Origin of the sequence: Salegentibacter lacus, assembly GCF_020164555.1 — a bacterium.
GTDB classification, from domain to species: Bacteria; Bacteroidota; Bacteroidia; order Flavobacteriales; family Flavobacteriaceae; genus Salegentibacter; species Salegentibacter lacus.
Genome location: NZ_JAIQZB010000005.1, coordinates 162,416 through 182,523 on the forward strand (window position 1 = coordinate 162,416; position 20,108 = coordinate 182,523).

At 34.4% G+C, this 20,108-nt stretch carries 19 protein-coding genes; 16 read left to right on the top strand and 3 right to left on the bottom strand.

The genetic code is table 11. The features are described 5' to 3' along the window. Window positions 1-126 precede the first annotated feature (126 nt). The 10 genes from LB465_RS05495 to LB465_RS05540 all read left to right on the top strand — a co-directional run bounded on the left by LB465_RS05495 (window position 127) and on the right by LB465_RS05540 (window position 8,528). Window positions 127-759 (top strand): SanA/YdcF family protein, encoded by a 633-nt coding sequence (locus tag LB465_RS05495; RefSeq protein ID WP_224467934.1) that lies wholly within the window; start codon window positions 127-129, stop codon window positions 757-759. 66 nt (window positions 760-825) lie between these two features. Further along, a complete protein-coding gene (locus tag LB465_RS05500) occupies window positions 826-1,182 on the top strand; it encodes a phage holin family protein (protein WP_224467936.1) in 357 nt (118 codons plus the stop codon). Window positions 1,183-1,194: 12 nt separating this feature from the next. After that, the gene (locus tag LB465_RS05505) at window positions 1,195-2,196 is read left to right on the top strand and encodes a helix-turn-helix transcriptional regulator (RefSeq protein ID WP_224467938.1); all 1,002 of its coding nucleotides are present in this window, start codon (window positions 1,195-1,197) and stop codon (window positions 2,194-2,196) included. Window positions 2,197-2,691: 495 nt separating this feature from the next. Next, on the top strand, window positions 2,692-3,858 hold the full coding sequence (locus LB465_RS05510; RefSeq protein WP_224467941.1) for a hypothetical protein: 1,167 nt from the start codon (window positions 2,692-2,694) through the stop codon (window positions 3,856-3,858). Beyond that, the gene (locus LB465_RS05515) at window positions 3,837-5,096 is read left to right on the top strand and encodes a hypothetical protein (protein ID WP_224467943.1); all 1,260 of its coding nucleotides are present in this window, start codon (window positions 3,837-3,839) and stop codon (window positions 5,094-5,096) included. Before LB465_RS05510 ends, LB465_RS05515 begins: the two co-directional genes overlap by 22 nt. 71 nt (window positions 5,097-5,167) lie before the next feature. Next, window positions 5,168-5,938: a transporter gene (locus tag LB465_RS05520; protein WP_224467945.1), complete on the top strand. Its 771-nt coding sequence runs from the start codon at window positions 5,168-5,170 to the stop codon at window positions 5,936-5,938. A gap of 1 nt (window position 5,939) precedes the next feature. Further along, window positions 5,940-6,824: a mechanosensitive ion channel family protein gene (locus LB465_RS05525; RefSeq protein WP_070055176.1), complete on the top strand. Its 885-nt coding sequence runs from the start codon at window positions 5,940-5,942 to the stop codon at window positions 6,822-6,824. 75 nt (window positions 6,825-6,899) lie between these two features. Next, entirely contained in the window at window positions 6,900-7,313 is a 414-nt protein-coding gene (locus LB465_RS05530) for a hypothetical protein (RefSeq protein ID WP_224467947.1), read from the top strand. A gap of 67 nt (window positions 7,314-7,380) precedes the next feature. Beyond that, the gene (locus LB465_RS05535) at window positions 7,381-7,665 is read left to right on the top strand and encodes a sll1863 family stress response protein (protein WP_070055174.1); all 285 of its coding nucleotides are present in this window, start codon (window positions 7,381-7,383) and stop codon (window positions 7,663-7,665) included. A gap of 59 nt (window positions 7,666-7,724) precedes the next feature. Then, window positions 7,725-8,528: a DUF481 domain-containing protein gene (locus LB465_RS05540; protein WP_070055173.1), complete on the top strand. Its 804-nt coding sequence runs from the start codon at window positions 7,725-7,727 to the stop codon at window positions 8,526-8,528. A 92-nt stretch (window positions 8,529-8,620) separates the two neighbouring features. Here LB465_RS05540 and LB465_RS05545 read toward each other — a convergent pair whose 3' ends face one another. After that, window positions 8,621-9,745, bottom strand: coding sequence for a PepSY-associated TM helix domain-containing protein (locus tag LB465_RS05545; protein WP_224467949.1), 1,125 nt, complete (start codon window positions 9,743-9,745; stop codon window positions 8,621-8,623). Window positions 9,746-9,904: 159 nt separating this feature from the next. Next, window positions 9,905-12,385 (bottom strand): TonB-dependent receptor, encoded by a 2,481-nt coding sequence (locus tag LB465_RS05550; protein WP_224467951.1) that lies wholly within the window; start codon window positions 12,383-12,385, stop codon window positions 9,905-9,907. Window positions 12,386-12,617: 232 nt separating this feature from the next. Between LB465_RS05550 and LB465_RS05555 the strand changes: the two genes are divergently transcribed. Beyond that, entirely contained in the window at window positions 12,618-13,430 is an 813-nt protein-coding gene (locus tag LB465_RS05555) for an HAD family hydrolase (protein ID WP_224467954.1), read from the top strand. On the opposite strand, the gene LB465_RS05560 is transcribed toward LB465_RS05555, so the two are convergent. Further along, window positions 13,427-13,867 (bottom strand): VOC family protein, encoded by a 441-nt coding sequence (locus tag LB465_RS05560; RefSeq protein WP_224467956.1) that lies wholly within the window; start codon window positions 13,865-13,867, stop codon window positions 13,427-13,429. The two genes, LB465_RS05555 and LB465_RS05560, sit on opposite strands and share 4 nt — an antisense overlap. A 228-nt stretch (window positions 13,868-14,095) precedes the next feature. Here LB465_RS05560 and LB465_RS05565 point away from each other — a divergent pair, with 228 nt between their 5' ends. From LB465_RS05565 to LB465_RS05585, 5 genes are all read left to right on the top strand, one after another. Continuing rightward, the gene (locus LB465_RS05565; protein WP_224467958.1) at window positions 14,096-14,377 is read left to right on the top strand and encodes an alpha/beta hydrolase family protein; all 282 of its coding nucleotides are present in this window, start codon (window positions 14,096-14,098) and stop codon (window positions 14,375-14,377) included. A gap of 136 nt (window positions 14,378-14,513) precedes the next feature. Continuing rightward, the gene (locus tag LB465_RS05570) at window positions 14,514-16,379 is read left to right on the top strand and encodes a DUF389 domain-containing protein (protein ID WP_224467960.1); all 1,866 of its coding nucleotides are present in this window, start codon (window positions 14,514-14,516) and stop codon (window positions 16,377-16,379) included. A gap of 285 nt (window positions 16,380-16,664) precedes the next feature. Continuing rightward, a complete protein-coding gene (locus LB465_RS05575; protein ID WP_224467962.1) occupies window positions 16,665-18,599 on the top strand; it encodes a hypothetical protein in 1,935 nt (644 codons plus the stop codon). Continuing rightward, a complete protein-coding gene (locus LB465_RS05580; RefSeq protein ID WP_224467964.1) occupies window positions 18,599-19,423 on the top strand; it encodes a DUF2490 domain-containing protein in 825 nt (274 codons plus the stop codon). The genes LB465_RS05575 and LB465_RS05580 overlap by 1 nt, the downstream gene beginning before the upstream one ends. Window positions 19,424-19,540: 117 nt before the next feature. Continuing rightward, entirely contained in the window at window positions 19,541-20,020 is a 480-nt protein-coding gene (locus tag LB465_RS05585) for a DUF4168 domain-containing protein (protein WP_224467966.1), read from the top strand. Window positions 20,021-20,108 lie beyond the last annotated feature (88 nt).

Below are 20,108 nucleotides of genomic sequence, written 5' to 3' on the forward strand. Positions count from 1 at the left end.
TTTTCAATTCTTATTTTAAGATTTTCAAAGGTAAACAATAAGGTTTAATGCCTAAACCATCCACAATAAATTAAACATATAGGTAAACTATTATTCTTTATCTTCGTGTTATAATCGGCGCAGTTTATGAAGTTTTTTAAAAAACTAATCCTTGCTTTTTCACTTTTCGTTATTTTAAGTATCCTCATTATATTTGGGTTAGAAGCTTATATCCTAAAAGAAACATCTAATCTTATTTATTCTGAAATTTCAGAAATTCCTTCAGCTAAAACAGGAATAATTCTGGGAGCGAGCGTACATTCAGACGGAAAATTATCGCCTATTCTCGAGGATCGTGTAGAAACTGCCTACCAACTTTACAAACAAAATAAAATTGAAAATTTTCTAATAAGCGGTGATCATAGAACCGATGATTATGACGAAGTAAATTCGATAAAGAATCATCTGGAAAGAAAAGGTGTCCCTCCTGAAGATATTATTTTAGATCATTCCGGGTTTGATACGTATGACAGTATGTTTAGAGCTAAAGCTGTATTTGAAATTGAAGACGCTATCGTAATTACTCAGAAATTTCATTTACCCAGAAGTCTTTATATTGCTAAAAACCTGGATGCTGAATATAAAGGTTTAGAAGCTGCTCCTGTAGCATATACTTCTTCTGAAACAATTAAACGCCGGGAACAATTGGCTAATTTTAAAGCTATTTGGGAGCTTATAATTAACCAGCAACCTACCACACTGGAAAAACAGCCTGATTAAAATTGCTCAAGTTTTTAGCAATTTTTTTCTATCTTTAAGTAACCTAACCATAAATCCAAAAAAATTATGCTTCAGTGGATAGTGCATATCGTTATAGATGGTCTGGTTTTACTCGCCGCAGCCAATATGATGCCTAAAGTGAAACTCGAGGGCTTCAAAACGGCTATTATTGTAGCACTTATTATTGGCTTACTCAGTTTCTTATTAAGTTGGGTTCTAACGTTATTACTAAATGTAGCAACCTTCGGAATTTTTTATTTCCTGGGATTAGGATTTATAATCAGGGTTATTGCCTATGCCATCATTATTGAAATAGCCGACCAGTTAAGTTCAGATTTTAAAACAAAAGGTTTTCTTCCTTCGCTGTGGCTTGCCGTTTTTATCGCCCTTGTTGGTGCCATCGTAGATGCGATTTTATTTTAGGCAAAAGACAAGATGAAAATTAAAATAAAACGTAATAATGCTGAAGGAATTCACCAGGCTTTAAACCAAACCTTAAAAACAGAATTTTCCAAAGACGATTTCGAGTACTTTAGTTATTTTACGAAACCTGCTGGAGTTTTATCTCTTAAAAGTTTTGAATTTGATAAGGGATTTAATTTCAATATTTTAAAGGGAGATATTAATTCGCTACTTAAGTTTGAGTTCGAAGAGGATAACAACAATTACCTGAGGTTTTTCTTTGTCAAAAAAGGAGAATTAATACATACCGTTTCTGCAAGCATACGCTATAGGCTCACAGATAATTATTCTTGCATGGTAGCCGCCAAAGATCAACAGGACCAAATTTTTACTTTTCCAGCCCAAAAAGATGTAGAAATCCTGTTTTTACAAGTAGAGACCAAAAGCTTTTCAATAGATTTTAAATCAGATATTTTTAGTCTTCCACAGGATATTGGGGATGTATTGATGAATAAAAAAATGGATAGCCATATTATTTACCATAGCCTTTATACGCTGAATATTGCTGATACTATTGAAAAAATAATTAAAACCAAAAAAGAAGGTATCGTTAAACGTTTTTTTCTAGAATCTAAAGCCCTGGAATTATTATGGCTCCAAACTGAGCAATTTAAGCAGGAAAAAAACGAGGGTTATAATCCAAAAGTTTTAAGAAAACACGATATCATTATTATTAAAAAAGCTAAAGATTATATTCATGAAAACCTTGATAATAAACTTACCCTATCTTTAATTTCGCGTTCAATAGGTACAAACAGCACAAAACTTAAAACCGGGTTTAAACAATTGTACGGTAAGACTTTTACCCAAATTATGAGAACAGAAAGATTAAATAAAGCTAAAGCCTTACTGGATAAGGGGGAATTAAGTGTAAAAGAAATTGCATATTCTTGTGGGTATAAGAGTACTTCAATGTTCAGCACCAGGTTTAAAGAGCGATTTGGAACTACGCCCAGCAAGTATAAAAACTCTTGAATAGTTGTTTTTAGGTCTTAATTAGATGAAATTTTACTTAAATAATTAAATAGCATCTAATCTGTTGTATTTTTACACCATCAGAAATATTTTATTATTAATTCTCCCCCAACTCTCAATTTTAAAAAGTATTTAAACCTGCATAACAAGGTATTCACATTAATTTTTTAATATGCGTTTCGTAAAATCCATTTTATTAATACTCCTGATAGCAGCAGCTATAATTTTTGCTTTTCAAAATCTTGAAACGGTGAATCTAGCTTTTTTAAGTTGGCACCTGGAATTACCTTTATCATTTCTTAGTATTCTACTTTATATACTGGGAGCTGTATCTGGCGGTTTACTTTTTTCCATCTTAAAAAGATTAGCTACTGACAGAAATAATAATACCCAGCTTTAAATGTAAATAAGCCGTTTTTATCATTTAAAAAACCGAACAACTAAATTTTATTAATGAAGCATTTTTAAAATGCAACTCTACAATTGATTAAAAATATGAATAAATTACTACTATCTACTATATTAACTGTCTTAAGCTTTACCGCCTCTGTTAGCCAGGAAAGAAGTGTGAAGATTGATTTTGAATCTGGAACATTTTACAATAATCCAAAAGTCCCCTTTGATGAAAGCCTAACAATAGTAGGCGAAACCGGGAAAGATATTGAACTGGTTAAGGTTAATATCTTTTATGAAGACAAAGATTATATTTTAGATTCTTATGTATGGAACAGGATTGAAAGCAATACCTCAGAAACTTTTAATATTGTTATTCCTCCCGTCTTAAAATCTAATACAAAATATGATTTCGAAATTATTACTTATAAGCTTTTAAACCGGGCACAAAAAAATAAACTACTAAGTAATTTAGAGAATCGCATACGCTTCCTCCTAATGAACAATATTTATTTTGACGGCAAAAATGTGGTTGTAAATAAACCTAAAAATGTTTTTAATGAATTAGAAGATCTAATTCATGAATCCTTAAAATACCAGGAATCAAAAAGCTTAATTCCAATAGAAGCACCATCCTCTTTAGTGCTTCAGGAATTAAAGAAACAAAGTGACTTCAAATTTAACAGGCTTTTCAAACAATCTAATAGAGATGAAAAAAATGAGCTTACAAACCAACTTATTGCAAAAAAGGTAGATCACCTGGTGGCATTAATTAGCTCTGAACTTGCCCCTTTCTTTAATAGCGAACTTGTACAACATCACAAACAAGTTAATATTAAATCTGTTAAAACCGATAAGGAAGCTTTTACCCTGCCTATAAACTTTGGTATGTATGCCTGGAGTAAAACGGTAGATATCAATAACACTTCAGCAGAAAATGTAGACTTTACCCCAGGAATTGGCTTAACCATTCCTTTTAATAATAAGAGTAGACTGGCAACAAAATCTCGTGTATTAGATTCTTTTGGTTTTTCTGCAGGAGTTTTATTGGAACCTGTTGTAGATGCTGAAGGAACAGAATATGTAACCCCAGGAATAGACTTACCGTTGTACACAGGGCTTGGTTTCAGATTTTTTAAAGTGGCTCGCTTTAATGCAGGAGTATTAATAATTGGAGAGAAAGGAACACAAGACTTTAATAATTTATCTATTTTACCAACGGCTGGATTAGCCTTAGAACTTGATTTATGGTTAGGAATAAAAAAATAAAAGTAATTGGTTTAATAATTCTAATTGCTGCAACAATTACCGCTTGCAATGTTCAGAAAATAAATTATGCCGGTTTATATGTAGATAAGGATTACGCGCCAATTATGGCAGCACAACCCAATGGCAATAAATTAAGCGACAGCATTTTAGAGAATAAAGAAATTTCAATATCTAAAGTTGAAATAGATTCCCTGGTAAACTTATCCCGGAAGTCGATTTTATCTAATCTTCCTGCAGAAAATCAATATCTAAAGCAAGTTAGAGAACGACTTGGCGATATGTCTGATTCTTTGCAGTTATTGCATTTAGAAATTCGTATGCTACAGCAATATCCTGTTAATGATACAGATAGTAGCTTTATCAAACTAAAATTAAACCATCTCGAGGTTCTAGATAGTCTTAGGAATAAAAAGGACACCATATCTCAATTAAGAGAGCAGCTAAAAAATGATAGAGATGCTGTCTATAAAACAAAAACAGACAGTTTAAAGCAGCGAAAAGATAAACTGCAATCGCTTCAAAATTTGCAGCAAAAACAGGATAGTATCTACCTTCTTGAAGAAACTATAAGAATTCAGGAAGACGAAATTCAAGCTGGGGATAAAGAATTTCTTTATCAGGAACTTAGGGAGAAAGATGAGATAATCCGGCAATTACAAAAGCAACTCATATTAGATGAGAAAAGGCCACAACTAACAGACACTGTTCATGAGGTAAAGGAAATTTTAGTACCCTCTGGAGAAAACACCAATTTAGAAGCGATATATAAAGAGCTTAATATTAAAAACGATACCATTAGGCAACTGCGTAGAAAGTTAAACTCTGTACCGGACACAATTCAAAAAACAGATACGGTTTATAAAACTGTTCAGGTACCGGCGTTACAAGCCAGGGAACTTGATTCGGTACTAATAACAGCATATTATGATATGGGTAAGACAACACCCAGCAACAATATTATGGGAAGGATCAGGGAAATAGCACAAAACGAATCGATTGAAAAAGCAATACTTTCGGGCTATACAGATGTTTCCGGAAATACTATAGTGAATAAAAAGATCACTAATTCCCGACTGGATTACATTAAAGATACCGTAGCCGAATTTTTACCTTTAAATAAAATATTTCTGCAAAATTTTGCCGACACCTTTGCTTCAAATAAAATTGTAAACAGCGAACGCAGGGTTGAAATAACATTTTATGTAGATTTAGGAGGAAAATTAAAAACCCTAAATTGAACAAAACAAGTTCGGGATAAAATTCAAGACATATAGAACTCGATGATCAAAATCACATCTCAAACTAATCAATGAAAAACTTAACTACTTTTCTATTACTTATACTATCAACTTATTGTTTTGGACAATTTAATGAAACTATTAGAACCGGAAGGCCCGGCCAGTCTATTGGCGCGTTTACCGTAGGTTCTAATGTGCTGCAATTTCAACAGGGGCTTGACTATTTTGGCACTTCAGAAGCAAATTTACCCGAAGGTTTTATTTCTAATAACGTTATTAGGTATGGTATTTTAGAAAGAGTAGAACTTAGTGCGGTTATTGACTATAAATACCAGGAATTTGAGCTTAATAATAACACCAGGAGCCTGGAAGGATTAAGTAATTTACATTTAGGGTTTCGGGTAAATATAAATGATCAAAAAGAATGGCTTCCTGCTACAGCATTCCAGATGCGATTAAAATTACCTAATATATCTGATGATTTTGGAAGTGAGTATTTAGCACCGGCTATGGTTTTTGTGGCCAATTGGGGTTTGCCAAAAAATATGAGCCTAGCCACAAACTGGATTTTATCTTATAGCGGCAATGATCCCAAACCAACCGGAAAATATGTAATTAATTTTGGTTTTCCCATCTACAAACAGCTTAGTGGATTTATAGAAAATTATGGCCAGGTAAACCAATCGGTCTACCAAACCAGGTTCGATACAGGATTAGGTTACCTAATTAACAACAACGTTTCTGTAGATCTTTTTGCCGGGTTTGGAGATAATCAAAATGTAACCGACTATTTTGTGAGTACAGGTATAAGCTGGAGAGTCTTTAAATCAAAAACTGAATAATTTGGAAAAGACAAGTGATTTTTACAATAATATTTTAGAATATTTTAGGTTAAACTATCTTAACCTGGCCTTCACCATTTTATTTTTAATTGTTGGTTTTTTTATCGCCAATTTTATAAAGCGAAAAATAAGACTGCGTTTAATAAAAAAATCACCCAACCATATTACCGCTACTTTTATTTCTCAAATTACCGGATTTACACTTAAGTCCATTATCATTTTAATAACCCTATACCTACTGGGCTTAGATGATTTTACGAATAAGGTATTAGCAGGAGCAGGTCTTTTAACTTTTGTAATAGGTTTTGCTCTAAAAGATATTGGAGAAAATTTTCTTGCAGGAATTATCCTGGCTTTTAAAAGTCCCTTTAGGTTAGACGATTTAATTGAAGTAAATAGTATTGAAGGCTTTGTGAAGGATATTAACATTAGAGAAACTCTTATTAAAACTCCCGATGGGAAAGATGTCTTTCTACCAAATTCTATCATTCTAAAAAATCCGTTGTTTAATTATACTTTAGACGGATTTCTACGCTATGAGTTCACACTGGGTATCGCCTACGAAAATAATCCTACAGAGGCCATTAAAAACATCCTAGAAACAGTAAATAAGGTAGATGGAGTTTTGCTAGGAAACAAAAAACCAGCGATTATTATTAGTGAATTGGCTACAAACACTATAAATATAAATGTAAAATTTTGGGTAGACACCTTTAGCACTTCAAAACGATCGGTACATCATAGCATTCGCTCCCAGGTGATGAATAACGTAATCGCAGCACTGGTTTCACAAGGTTTTAGTTTACCTGCCTCCATTCTTGAATTAAAAAATTATGATGCTTCAAATTCTTTGCATCTCAACATACAGAAAGAAGATAACAACTAGAAAAAACCAATATTTAATTAAATAAAACTAATAAAATCAAGTAGAACCATTATCGTCAACTAAAATATAACTAATATGAAATTTATAAAATTGCTATCAATCGTTTTTATTCTGGCTACAATGACTTCCTGTTCAGAAACTATTAAGTTTCCTGTTTCTAAAGTTGCTCCTGCCGCAGATATTTCTGCAGAAATTAAAAAACAAGGAGAATCAAACTACGAAGTTACAATAGAAGCTAATAACCTTGCTGCACCAGAAAGATTAGAACCTCCAAAAAAATTATATGTTATATGGGCAGTTTCAGAGGCCGGGGTGGTTAGAAACGCAGGTCACTTTACCCAGGAAAATGCTGAAAAATCTAATTATAAAGCTTCATTTCCTTACCAACCGGTAGAAGTTTTTATTACCGCAGAAAATGAAGAAGGAAATTGCCTTCCATCTGGGACCGAAATTACAAGAGCTACCCTATTAGTTCCTGAAAAAAATTAGCAAAATTTTAATAAAGCGTCATCCGAAAAGCTGTAAGAGTAGGAAATAAAACACAAATATTAAACAAATGAATCAAGAAGAATTTAAAGCAAAAGCAAAACAATCAATAGATGAGGTTTCTGCTAAAATTAACGAATTAAAAGCTAAAAGAGAAGCTGCAAAGGAAGATGCAAAAGCGGAATATGATGAAACGCTGCGAGACCTGGAAGCCAAAAAAATTGACCTGGAAGCTAAATATGAAGATTTAGAAAATGCATCTGAAGAGAAATGGGAAGAAGTAAAACAGGCTTTCTCATCTGCTTCAGATTCTTTTAAAGAGGGATTTGATAAATTAAAATCCTTATTCGCTTAAAATTATAAGCAGGCTTCAACTTAAAATGTTTAATCCTGCTTTTTTATTAATTCCAAAAAATGAAAAAAAAGCTATTTACTTTTCTATTCTTTGTTTGTGCTATTGGCTCACAGCAAAAATTATTTTCCCAGGTATTGCATACAGAGAATTTTAATGTAGTAATAGATACAGCACAAATTGTAAAAGGGAACTTCACGCCAAGTTTTAGATTTAGAAATTTAAAGGAAGAATTTCTTGAAATAGAAAATACGGCAGATATTTCAATTCGAATAAAAAATCATGCCTTTACTATCGCCAATAAAATTGAATACAGCTTTTTTGGTGATAAAAGCCTAATGAGTGGTGGTTTTTTATATTTAGAATATATGAATCTGCAAAGCAAAAAGATAGCATTGGAACCTTTTTACCAGATGCATTGGAATGAAGTAAGAGGACTGGATAGAAAATATGCAGCTGGCTTAAACTTAAGATGGCGAGCCATTGTAAAAGAACAGACTGCTTTGTTTTTTGGTATTGGTAGTTTATACGAATTTGAGCGTTGGGACTACTCCGGTGTAAAAGATAAGCTCTTGCCGCTAAACTTATCTCCCATTGAAGTAAATAAGGTACGAGGTAATTCTTATATAAGTTTAAAACAAAATCTCGGTGATTTATTCGATCTGGATATTAGCGGCTATTACCAACCTACCTATTCTTCGCCATTCAAAAATTATAGGCTGGCAAGTAGTTTTGAACTAACCTACAATTTTACACAATATTTAGGATTAAGATTTCTATATCAAAATATCTATGATTCATCACCAATAGTGCCTATTGATAATTTATTTCATGATGTTAACTTTGGAGTAACCATCTCCTTTTAAGCCATCTGAATCAGGTTTATATTTTTTTATACTACTTATAGAATATTATTTTTAGCTAGAATTACCAATTTAATTCTTAATAAAAGTTTGTTCTATTTTTTAATAGCTGCTTGTTTTTTGTTTCTTCTACCGTACCAAATAAGAAAACCAGTAACGGGTAGTGCGGCCACAAACAGGCTGGCAAAAAAAGCGATAATCTTACCGGTAATCCCAAAATATTGCCCGGTGTGTAAACCATACGTCATTTCCTGTAATTTCATCCCGGCACTTTTGCTGGAGTACTCGTGATCTTCTAGTAATGCCCCGGTTTTAGGATGAAAATAGAAATTTGACTGATGGTCATAATCCAGCGCATCAGGATAGGAACCCGTGGTTATTGGCGCGCTTCCACCCTGCTCCCAAACAAAGAACATTTCATCTTCAGGCTTTAGTTTTAAGGTTCTAGCTAAAGCAATATCCATAGCATTTTCAGAATATTCGGCCTCTTCAAACTGAATATTCAATTCATCTTTCGGCTTTTCCTGCCAAAAGTTTGCCAGATCATACAGGCCGTGATTCATCCATTCATAAGAAAAACTAAGTCCTGTAATGGCAACAAACAAGGCAATTAATGAAATATACAATCCGGTTACGCTATGCCAGTCATAATTAACGCGCCGCCACTTTGCATTCCATTTAATTTGAAGTTTTTTATTAAGGTTTTTTTGTTTTTTTGGCCACCAGAGTATTATTCCTGAAATAAGCATAAAAACAAAAATGAGCGTGGAGATCCCAACCACCTGTTTTCCTATTTTCTCCGGAAGCCAGAGATGCATATGCAAATCTTCCACGATAAGAAAAAAGTCATTTTCAAGATTTTCTTTCTGAAGAAATTCAGCAGAATAAGGATTAAAATAAATATGATGCGGCACTTCGTCTATTAGTGTATACACAAAAGCAGACCTATCCCTGCCCTGGTAAACTACCATTCCCGGTTGGGCTTCAGGGTAAAGACTTTTAGTTCTATTTTGAAGACTGGAAGGTGCAACATATGCTGAAGCTTCAGGAGTTACTTTTCGGTAATCCCTGGTGATATCTTTAATTTCATCGTGAAAAACAAAGATGCAACCAGTAACAGCCACTATAAAAACAATAAGACCGGAACCAAGTCCCAGCCATAAATGAAGTTTAGCAATAAACTTCTTAGAGCTTTTATTTTTTGCTTTTTTATTCTTCATAGAAAACTACTTGGGAACAAGCTCAAGAACCATTATTAATTGGAAAATATAATTTGATTTTCGAAGCAGGCTTCCGAGCATTTAATCTCGATTATCGAGAAAAAAGTCACCACCAAAACTCAAAACAATTTTAGTGGTGACCAAAGAAATTCTATTTAATTAAAAATTATAAGTTAAGCTTGCTGCAAAGTTTCTTGGTCTTTGCGGATTTATTGTAGACCAACCGGTATAGTATTCTTCATTTGTAAGATTATTTAACTTCAAATTAATCCCAAATTTATCTACATTATAAAACAAAGAGGCGTTTAGAATAGTATACGATGGTAGCGTGAAAACTCCTGCGGTTTGGCGATTAAAGATCATATTCTCACTGGCATAATTTCCACCAAAACCAAGTCCGAAACCTTCAAGATTTCCTTGTGCGAAACGATAGCTTGCCCAGAAGTTAGCTAAAGTTTCAGGACCCGCTGACTCCGGTCTTCTTCCAAGAAAATCAGTTTGATCAGATTCGGTTAATTCGCTATCATTATGACTAAACCCGGCAATTAAATTTAAACCTTCAAAAGGGCTTGCGGTAATACTGGCTTCAAATCCACGGCTATATTGTTCGCCATCCTGCACAAGATTAAAAGGATTTTCAGCATCCTGCATTACTATATTAGAAACCTGAATATCGTAATAACTTAAAGTAGCTGAAAGGTGGTTATTCAGCAAATTAAATTTAGTTCCAACTTCAAATTGCTTTGCTCTTTCCGGATCAAAAACCAGAGTTCTGGTTTCCCCGGTTTCAAGGTTGGCTACCTGTGTTGGCCCAACATTACTAAAACCATCCATATAATTTGCGAAAAGTGCTACTTTATCTAAAACCGGCTGATAAACCACTCCAAATTTTGGAGATAGTGCAGTCTGGCTATTGGTTTCAGTCTCAAACTGGTCTAATCTTAAGCTGGTCATTAAAGCAAGCTGCGGAGTGAAGTTAAGAACGTTAGAAATATACGCGCTATAAATATCTTCTTCAGCAATATTGTTATTTCGGTTTACATTTTCTAATAAACCGGCCGTGGCTTCTTTACTAAGAATTCCGCTATCATTATCTGTAATATAATTTGCCGGCTCGTAAATTCCAAAAACACTTTCGTTTACATTTTGCAAACTTGCATTCCCAATATAGACATCACCATTTTTAACATAACCCGTATTATTGTCTATCACTCTTCTATTAAAGTAATCCAGGCCAACTACGATACGGTTACGCATTCCTGCAATTTCAAAATCTCCAATGAAATTCTGTTGAATATCAGTACTTAAAGTTGTAGAATTTTGATTGCTTATATAGCGAGTAAAAATAAGTCCTTCATTAAGATTAGTTACTTCTCCCGGTACTTCTTCCCTACCCTGCTTAAAGCGGGTTGTTTCATATAAATATGAATAATTTCCCAAAGCTTTAGCCGAACCAGTTGAAACCGCTGTTTGTGAAGTCCATTGGTCTGAAAGTTCATAATTCATTTGTGCCTGTAAACTAAAGGTTGGGTTTTCTACAGTAAGGTCATTGCTGGTGTAAGAATTCTCATGGTTATAGCCCAATTCTTCCAGGTTAGTAGCTGTAAGTGGTGCTCCCCTATCTACAAATAGCATTAAAGGATTAGTACTTTCAGAATCATAAAACTCAGTGTTTACAAAGAATGAAAGTTTATCATTTACCTTATAACTTAACGAAGGCGCTACAAACAGAGACTTATTAAAACCTGCATCCTGGAAGCTATTTTCGGTATGATACGCAGTATTTATCCTTAAAGCAACGTCGCCGGTTTCATCAAGCGGAGTGTTCACATCGGCAGACACACGGTTAAGTCCGAAGCTTCCTAGGGTATAAGAAATATTTCCACCAAAGTAATTATAGGGTTTTTTGGTAGTAATATTTATTAGTCCGCCATAAGAAACCAGGCTACTACCATATAAAGTTCCCGAGGGTCCTTTAATCACTTCAATATTTTCCATATTGGCAGGATCCGGGCTTCCGTTAGTTAGAGCCGGTAAACCGTTAACTAAAGTTGGTTGCACGGGAAAACCTCTAAGAGAAAAATATCCTGCACCATCATTGCCACGCCCTGTAGATTCCCAAAGTTTGGTAAGTCCCGAAGCATTTTTAACGGCATCGTCAAAATTTGTAACCACTTGCTCCTTTAAAAGTTCGGACGTGATATTATTATAAACCTGCGGATTCTCTATCTTTTTAAGTGGCATTTTAGCTACACTTACACTGGTATTTCGGGTGAATCTATTTCCGTTTCCATTTCCCCTCAATACAACAGTACCCAGTTGCTCTTGCTTCCCTATTAAAATAATAGAAGGAATATTTGTGGTTGTACCTGGCTGTACATTAACCTTTAGATTTTGGGTTTCATATCCTACATAAGAAACCTGGATGGTATAATTTCCCTCTGGAATATTTTTTAAACTAAATTCTCCCCGGTTATTGGTTTCATCCCCAATTTGAAGACCTTTAACTTCTATATTTACATTAGACAATGCATTTGCCTCGCTATTTACTACACTACCTTTTATTGCCCCGGTGCTTTGAGCAAAACTAAACTGAATAGCAAAAAGAAATAGGATAATGAGGTTCTTTGAAAGCTTCATTAGTGTTTGTTTTTATTTAGATTGATTTTAAATACCGGGCAAATGTATAAAGCAATTTCAATTTTCAAAAGCTTATTTATAATTATTTTAAATAAAAATAATTTCTGAAAGCGCAGAATTTTGGTTGTCAAACATATGGATCACAAAAATTTATACTGCTAAAAGCACATTTGATCTTTTCTTAACTACTGCCGCTTACTAATCTTTTATATTTGCCGCTTAAATTTGCGCTATGATAAAATTGATTGTTACCGATATGGACGGAACTTTGTTGAACGACCAGCACGAGATTCACCCAGACTTTTGGGAAATAGAAGAATTATTAAACAATAAAGGAATTATGTTCGCTGTGGCCAGTGGCCGTCAGTTTTACAATCTAGAGAGCAAATTTGACCGAATTAAAGATCGAATGATGTTTTTTGCCGAAAATGGTACCCACGTGGTGCATAAAGGAAAAGATTTGTACGTAAATCCTTTAGATAAAACTGCCGCGATGGATTTTGTAAGAAAGGGCAGGGAACTTTCCGAAACTCATTTAGTGTTGTGTGGAAAAAATTCAGCATATATAGAAAGTAAAGACGATAGCTTTTTTAACGAAATCAATAAATTTTACAAGAGAATTGAAAAAGTTGACGATCTTACTAAAGTAGACGATACGATTTTAAAAGTTACTTTCTGTAACTTTAATGGTGTTGAAGAGCATACTTACCCGCATTTTGAAGAACATGCAAATGATTATAAAGTAGCGATAGCGGCCAATGTATTTATAGATATTACATCTATAAGTGCAAATAAAGGAAATGCCATAAGCGGCATACAGGAAGAATTAAATATTACTTCCGATGAAACTCTTGTTTTTGGCGATTACCTCAACGACCTGGAAATGATGCAAAACGCGAAATACAGCTACGCGATGAAAAATGCGCATCCCGAAATTATTAAAGCAAGTAAATACCTAACCACTTTCGATAATAACGAAAATGGAGTCTTAAAAACCATTGAAGAATTAGGCTTGCTTAAAGAAGAATACGCAGTAAAAGGTTAAATTTTACTGTCGTTTACCTCAATCCAATACCCATCGGGATCCTGAAAATAAATTTGCTTGATCCCGTCGGGACGGTTGGTTATAGTATCTTTTTCTCCATTCCAGTTTTCAAAAGGAATATTTTTAGACTGCAAAAATTCCATAAATTCAGATAATTTATCGGTATTAAAAGCGGTATGCACGCCTTTATTCTTTTCAACCACTTCCTCGCTTTCAACCAAGTGCAATTGCACCCTATTATTTAGCTGAAACCATTTTATGTGGTCTCCAAGTCCGCCATTAGATATTTGCTCCAAGCCCAGGATATTTCCGTAGAAATCTACCGAAGTCTTTAAATTTTTCACCCTAATAGTATCGTGATCTTTTCTGAAATTAAAAGCACTATTAGGCGAAGTAGCTGCAAATAAAATAATTGTTGGTAGACTGTTATTTTTCATAATGATGATTTTTTCTTCAAAATAGTAATTAAACCCCACTTTTTTGCAAATTAAGAATTAGCTTAAATAAATATCTAAAATTTACGTAAATTTAGTTTGATTAAATTTCTGATTATCAGATCATAAAACCAAAAAAATTAATAATCATGAAATATTTCCTTTACCTAATGGCTTTCCTGAGCTTTCCGGTATTTACCCAGAACACCCGACAACCAGAAGATTATACTATTGACTTACTGGGAAGCTTTCCGTGAGGCGCTTTATGAGGAAATGGGTGACCCGGTAAAAGATTCCATCGCACTTTATAATAAATCACCGCTTTTCACGCTGACCAGGTTAAATCCTGTAATGGTTTTACAAGGCGCTAACGATCCCAGGGTGCTCCAGGTAGAATCTGATGAAATTGCAGCAGCTTTAAAAGAAAATGATGTACCGGTAGAATATATTGTTTTTGAAGATGAAGGCCACGGATTTATTAAAAAAGAAAATAAAAGGTTACAGGCAAATTAGGGAATGCCTGGATAAATACTTAAAAGAAGAAGACTAAAATCTGCAAATATTGTAGGTAAACTCCAAAACTCGGGTTAAACATTTAGTACCGATTTCAAAAAGCCTTATCTTGGTCTTGCAATCGCAATAACTGACTATGCTGTATATTTTACATCATCCTGATGATAGGGAAAAAGTGGAAGAAGACATTTTTCCGCTATTAGAAAATACCGAAAAACAAACCATAGATTATCCCCACACCGAATTCGAAGCTGGAGAGGATGATATTATAGTTACTTATTTAAGCGATGAGTTTTTAAGGGAATTTTTACCGAGAGCTGCAAAAAAGAACCAGAAAGTTGGTATTCTTCCACACCCCGAAAACACTTATACTACAAAGGGTTTGGGAATTGCCAATGATCCTGAGGAAGTATTAGAAGAAATTCTTGAGAATAAGGAAGCGCATAAGCTGGATATGCTCTATTGTAATGATATTCCTATATTCCAATCGGTTAATATAGGAAACGTTTTTATTTTCACTGAAGATCATCAGAATAACAATTTCGTTCGGGAAGTTTATTCTTTCTTCAAAAATATCAGGCATCTATCTTCTCTTTCTCATCACTCGTATGAAATAAGTTCAGAAGATGAAAAAATAATTCATACTTCGGCCCTGGGGATAATTGTAGTAGAACATGCACTAAGCTCTGTTGTTGCTAGAAGGCTAGTCTCAGATAGCTCTTTGAACGACGGAATGTTTACTGCACTTATTATTTCGCCTACCAATTTATTACAATTAATATGGTTTTTATTGCGCAGCTTACTTCCAGGCGGAAAACAATTAGATAAAACTCCCTCTTTTATTGGAAGAATAAAAATAGCCAACCTAAACATCAAAAATTCTTCTGAAATAGAATTTACGATAGATGGAGAAAAAGAACAAGCTAAGGAAATATCGCTTAGAGTAGAACCCGAATCTCTTTACCTCGCACAAGCCAGTAAGTATTGCACAGAAAAAGAAGAAGCTAATTTAAAAAAGAGCAACAAAACAGAAACTCTACCCATAGGCGAAAAGCGCAGAGAATTAACCAAACGTAAGCTACCTATTCTTCCCAGGGCTACTACCGAGGAATTTCAGGAATTATTTAAAGTATTGCGGGAAAATTCTAAAACCAGTTCCATGTATGTGGTGATGATGATCCTTTCAACACTCATTGCCACTTTCGGACTTTTCGCAGATTCTTCTCCAGTAATTATTGGAGCTATGATTCTGGCGCCTATTATTTCTCCTATCGTTTCTTTTGCTATGGGTATGGTGCGTTACGATACCAATATGCTTAAGAGGGGGATTATTACCATTCTCATTGGTACAGGTGTTTCCTTAATGTTCTCAGCCGGAGTTAGTCTAATTATCCCCATAAAACTGATCACTTCTGAAATTGATGCGCGCCTATCTCCCACTCTTTTAGATATGGGAATTGCAGTAGCATCTGGTGTGGCCGCGGCTTATGCCCACGCCAAAGAAGGAATCGCAAAAAGTCTCGCGGGAGTTGCCATTGCGGTTGCCCTGGTGCCACCATTGGCCGTTGCCGGAATTGGAATTGGCTGGTGGGACTGGCAGGTATTTTCGGGAGCCTTTTTACTGTATTTAACCAACCTTGCCGGAATTATCATGTTTGCCGGAATTACGTTTCTTATCCTCGGTTTTGCGCCTTTTAAACGTGCAAAACTCGGTTTGGTTTACACCTTAATTTTAATTGGAATGGTCATGGTGCCTCTTTCTCTCTCTTTTAATCGAATTAAAAAAGAAGCCAGTATTACCCGGGAGTTAGAAGGTTCTACCATCAACGAATTGGTTATTAGAGACGTAAAGGTAAGATTTGGAGATCCTTTGCGTGTTTCCCTTACACTTGTTGGGCCGGAAAATCTTGGAGGAGATGAACTTAGGGAAATTAAAGAAAAACTAGAAAAGGATATTGGAGAACCTATTCAGTTAGAAGTAATTTCTGCTCGTGGCTTTTAAGATGTGTGGAATATAGCAACACTTTTGTAGCTTAATTCCCATTTATTCGAATCCAATTTAAAACTCATCTATTTTTTAAATCTCATTTTCTTAAAAGAGAGCAAATCCAGCAAGGTGATAAATTACTGTTTATAAGCTATTTGATGAGTTTTTATTTTTTACAAATTTCATCGAAAATGAGAATCATATAAAAATTTAGAACTTTCTAAGGTTGGCCGCAGTTGGCGCAAAAGTTGAATAATTCTGGCTGGAAGAAAAAAATTCCATCAAAAAACAGTCAGAAATATGAAGAGATCTATACTCCTACTCTTTCTAGTTAATCTTATTTGTGCCAGTGTATTTGGCCAAAATTATTCCTACGACAGTATTTACCAACCCATTCCCGGGATTACGGGTAAAGCTCAGTTTACTTACAAACTAGCCAGTGAAGACAAGAGAATTAAAGATGGTGAATTCACTTTCCTAAGGGAGAATAAAGACAGCCTGGCTGAAACTTCTGCCACCTATAATCTATGGGAAGGAAAATATGCAAATAATCAAAAAGTCGATGACTGGAGTTATGAGGTTAAACACCACATTGTAAAAATCAATGAAATTTCTGATGTAGAGTTAGATTACGATATCGTTACTGAAGATGAGATCATGGAATTATCTTACAGCAATGGCTATCCTTCGGGAGATCTTCTTATGGAAACTATATTATATGTAGATGGAAACCGGGTGAAAACGCTGGAATATCTCAAAACCCAATTTCAAAATGAAAAAATGACGGGTAGGTTCGATTATATAATTGCAAACCGGGAGAATGATAGTATTTCAGTAATTGGCAATATGATAAATGGATTAATGGATGGCATCTGGGAATTTAATTATTTCACCGAAGACTTTCAGGAAATTCGCACTTACGACAGAGGGATTCTATTAAGTCTACAACGTAATGAAAATGGACGAAAAATAGAAGAAATAGAATATCCGCTGAGTGACGGGCTACAAGCTGCACTAGCCAACAAACAAACCGATGTTGAACTTGTAAACCGTCCTTTAAGCTTAACTTTTAGTGATGGCTATCCTCGTACTTCAAAATATATTCAGGCTCAGAAAAAAGGGGAAAAGCTTATTCAAAATATTTTCAAAGCTATTTTTAAATACGACCCACAAATAGATCCCCTGGAACAACTTCCCTTAGGCGCCAATAGAGCCTTCTATCCACTTAATTCTGAAGAAGAAAATGCCCTAGAGAAATGGAAGGAAATTGAAAATAAATATCGAAAGAATATAGACAGTATAACCAGCCTGGAAATTGAAAACTTAAACCTGGTTGAAAACAATGCTATACAAAAAGCACTAATGTGGAAACAAAAACAGGATTCATTAAATGAATACATAAAACCCTGGAACGATATTCTTTATAAAGATCAGTTGCCTTTTTACAATCGTAAAGGTTTATTAGTAAACTACGCAAAAGAATTATTAGCTAAAGACACCCTTAATGTTCAGGGAGAAAGAATTATTTATGATTACAGCAGTGAAGAACAATCTGATAATTTTTTACTGTATGTAACAGAGAATTTTAAAAAAAGAAATGAACTGGCAGATAGTTTAATTTTAAATCTAACTTCTGCTATAGAAGATTTAAGGCTGGATAAGGAAATTGGGCGTCTGAATAACGAAGTTTCTCGCACCCGTAAAAACTTAGACGAACTTTACAGTAACAAACTTGGTGATAAATCTCTTGATGAAATCGTAAAACAAACCAAGAGTAATTTTTATCGGGACAGCTTACCACAGTTAGTTAATAGTTTCCTGGAAGAGCCTGAAGATGATGTCGTACAAATAGAGCGTGGAAATTCTATTTTAAGGCAATTACAACTTTTAGAAACAATTTGGGAAACCGGGGAACGCATCACAAAATTAGAAGGTAGGATAGACACCCTTTATACTGAATATACTTTTGATCCCTTTACCTACAGCGACCAGGTTCCTGTGAGAAAAAAGAAAACTTTATACAACGAAATTAATAACACCATTATTGAAGGTTTAAAAGATCAGGCCCGGGCAGCACATCGTGATCCCGAAGAAGTCTTAAAAAAGTTTAATGCGATTCTACGAATGCAGGACAGATTGATTTTTATGGAAGATAAGAATACAAAAAGCCTGGAGAGAAAATTACGTAGAACCGACTCTTTTAATGAGAAATTAGAACTACTTAGAAGCCTGTAATGAAGAATATATTTACGCTATTCGTTCTATGTTTTATCACATTTTCTTCATTAGCACAGGAAGAAAATGAACCTTCTGTTTTAGATAATAATTACGAAAAAGAATTTACCCATACCACCGGGCTTTGGACAGGATTATATACCAAATATCGACTTAACGAAAAGCTATTCTATTATGGGGAATATCATTTTAGACGTAGAAATAATTTTGTGAACGATATGGCTCAAATCTATCTCAGGTTTGGTCTTACCTATTTAATAAATCCTAAAGTAGAACTTACAGCAGGTATCGTAACTCCATTTTATTGGGCCCCGGAGCAGGATTTAGCCAACCAGGATAATATAGTGCCACAGTATAGGCTCTGGCAACAAATTGTATTAGTACAACCATTTGAAAGATTAAAGATTAATCATCAATTTAGGTTCGAGCAACGGTGGAAAAGGGATTATGTAGAGGAATCTCCTTTTAAATTAACCCATAGATTTCGGTACAAATTAACCGCTTACTACCCTCTTAATAATTACAAGCTAATCAACAATACATTGTTTCTTTCATTTTATGAAGAAGTATTTGTACAGGCCGGGAAATCTATTACCTACGACTATTTGGAGGATAACAGGATGTTTCTTGGGCTAGGTTATATCTTAAATGAAAATATTCAATTTCAAGTAGGATATATGTGGACATTTAGGTACAAAGACGGACCTTATAGTTTTGAACACAGGCATATTCCAAGAGTTAGTGTGTATCACAATTTAGATTTTAATCGTAGAAGAATTGAAAAACAAAAGGAAAAAATAAAAGTTTTAGAAAATGAATTTTAACATGGCTATTCCTTTGAGTTAAATCTCTCTAAAAAAAAGAAATTAATTATCAATATTTTTTGTGTCACAATATGATATTTTTAGATTGTGCCCCATTAAAAACTTTAAACAAAGATTATGATTAAATCAAAGAAAATTGCAGGTTTATTATTTGCTTTTGCTTTAGGAACAGCAGGTGTAGTTGCCCAAACTCAACAGCTTCCACAGCAACAGCAACAAACTGTAGAGGTAGATGTTAGTGACGAGGAGCTTTCTAATTTTGCTGATGCCTATCAAAAGATTAGAATGGTAAACCAACAGGCGCAACAGGAGATGGCGAAGAAGGTAGAAGATAGCGGGTTTGATATTCAGCGTTTTAACGAAATTCACCAGGCTTCTTTAGATCCAAATGCTGAAGTTGACGTAACTGAAGAAGAAAAAACTAAGCACGCCGAGGTTGTTGCAGAGATTGAAGGCATGCAAGGCGAATTTCAGAAAGAAATGGAAAGTGCTATTTCAGAAGAAGGTCTTGATGTTGCACGTTACGAGAAAATCGCAATGGCACTACAAACCGATACTGAACTACAACAGAGATTACAGCAGTTAATGCAAGGATAATTTCTAATTACGCTTTAGAAATTTTATAAAAAAAGGCCTCCACCTAGGAAGGCCTTTTTTTATGTTTATTTTATAACTTGATTTTTGG

Bases quoted from the DNA above. Each gene is read 5' to 3' on its own strand.
- LB465_RS05495 (WP_224467934.1), top strand. From the start codon at position 127: ATGAAGTTTTTTAAAAAACTAATCCTTGCTTTTTCACTTTTCGTTATT.
- LB465_RS05500 (WP_224467936.1), top strand. From the start codon at position 826: ATGCTTCAGTGGATAGTGCATATCGTTATAGATGGTCTGGTTTTACTC.
- LB465_RS05505 (WP_224467938.1), top strand. From the start codon at position 1,195: ATGAAAATTAAAATAAAACGTAATAATGCTGAAGGAATTCACCAGGCT.
- LB465_RS05510 (WP_224467941.1), top strand. From the start codon at position 2,692: ATGAATAAATTACTACTATCTACTATATTAACTGTCTTAAGCTTTACC.
- LB465_RS05515 (WP_224467943.1), top strand. From the start codon at position 3,837: ATGGTTAGGAATAAAAAAATAAAAGTAATTGGTTTAATAATTCTAATT.
- LB465_RS05520 (WP_224467945.1), top strand. From the start codon at position 5,168: ATGAAAAACTTAACTACTTTTCTATTACTTATACTATCAACTTATTGT.
- LB465_RS05530 (WP_224467947.1), top strand. From the start codon at position 6,900: ATGAAATTTATAAAATTGCTATCAATCGTTTTTATTCTGGCTACAATG.
- LB465_RS05535 (WP_070055174.1), top strand. From the start codon at position 7,381: ATGAATCAAGAAGAATTTAAAGCAAAAGCAAAACAATCAATAGATGAG.
- LB465_RS05540 (WP_070055173.1), top strand. From the start codon at position 7,725: ATGAAAAAAAAGCTATTTACTTTTCTATTCTTTGTTTGTGCTATTGGC.
- LB465_RS05545 (WP_224467949.1), bottom strand. From the start codon at position 9,745: ATGAAGAATAAAAAAGCAAAAAATAAAAGCTCTAAGAAGTTTATTGCT.
- LB465_RS05550 (WP_224467951.1), bottom strand. From the start codon at position 12,385: ATGAAGCTTTCAAAGAACCTCATTATCCTATTTCTTTTTGCTATTCAG.
- LB465_RS05555 (WP_224467954.1), top strand. From the start codon at position 12,618: ATGATAAAATTGATTGTTACCGATATGGACGGAACTTTGTTGAACGAC.
- LB465_RS05560 (WP_224467956.1), bottom strand. From the start codon at position 13,867: ATGAAAAATAACAGTCTACCAACAATTATTTTATTTGCAGCTACTTCG.
- LB465_RS05570 (WP_224467960.1), top strand. From the start codon at position 14,514: ATGCTGTATATTTTACATCATCCTGATGATAGGGAAAAAGTGGAAGAA.
- LB465_RS05575 (WP_224467962.1), top strand. From the start codon at position 16,665: ATGAAGAGATCTATACTCCTACTCTTTCTAGTTAATCTTATTTGTGCC.
- LB465_RS05580 (WP_224467964.1), top strand. From the start codon at position 18,599: ATGAAGAATATATTTACGCTATTCGTTCTATGTTTTATCACATTTTCT.
- LB465_RS05585 (WP_224467966.1), top strand. From the start codon at position 19,541: ATGATTAAATCAAAGAAAATTGCAGGTTTATTATTTGCTTTTGCTTTA.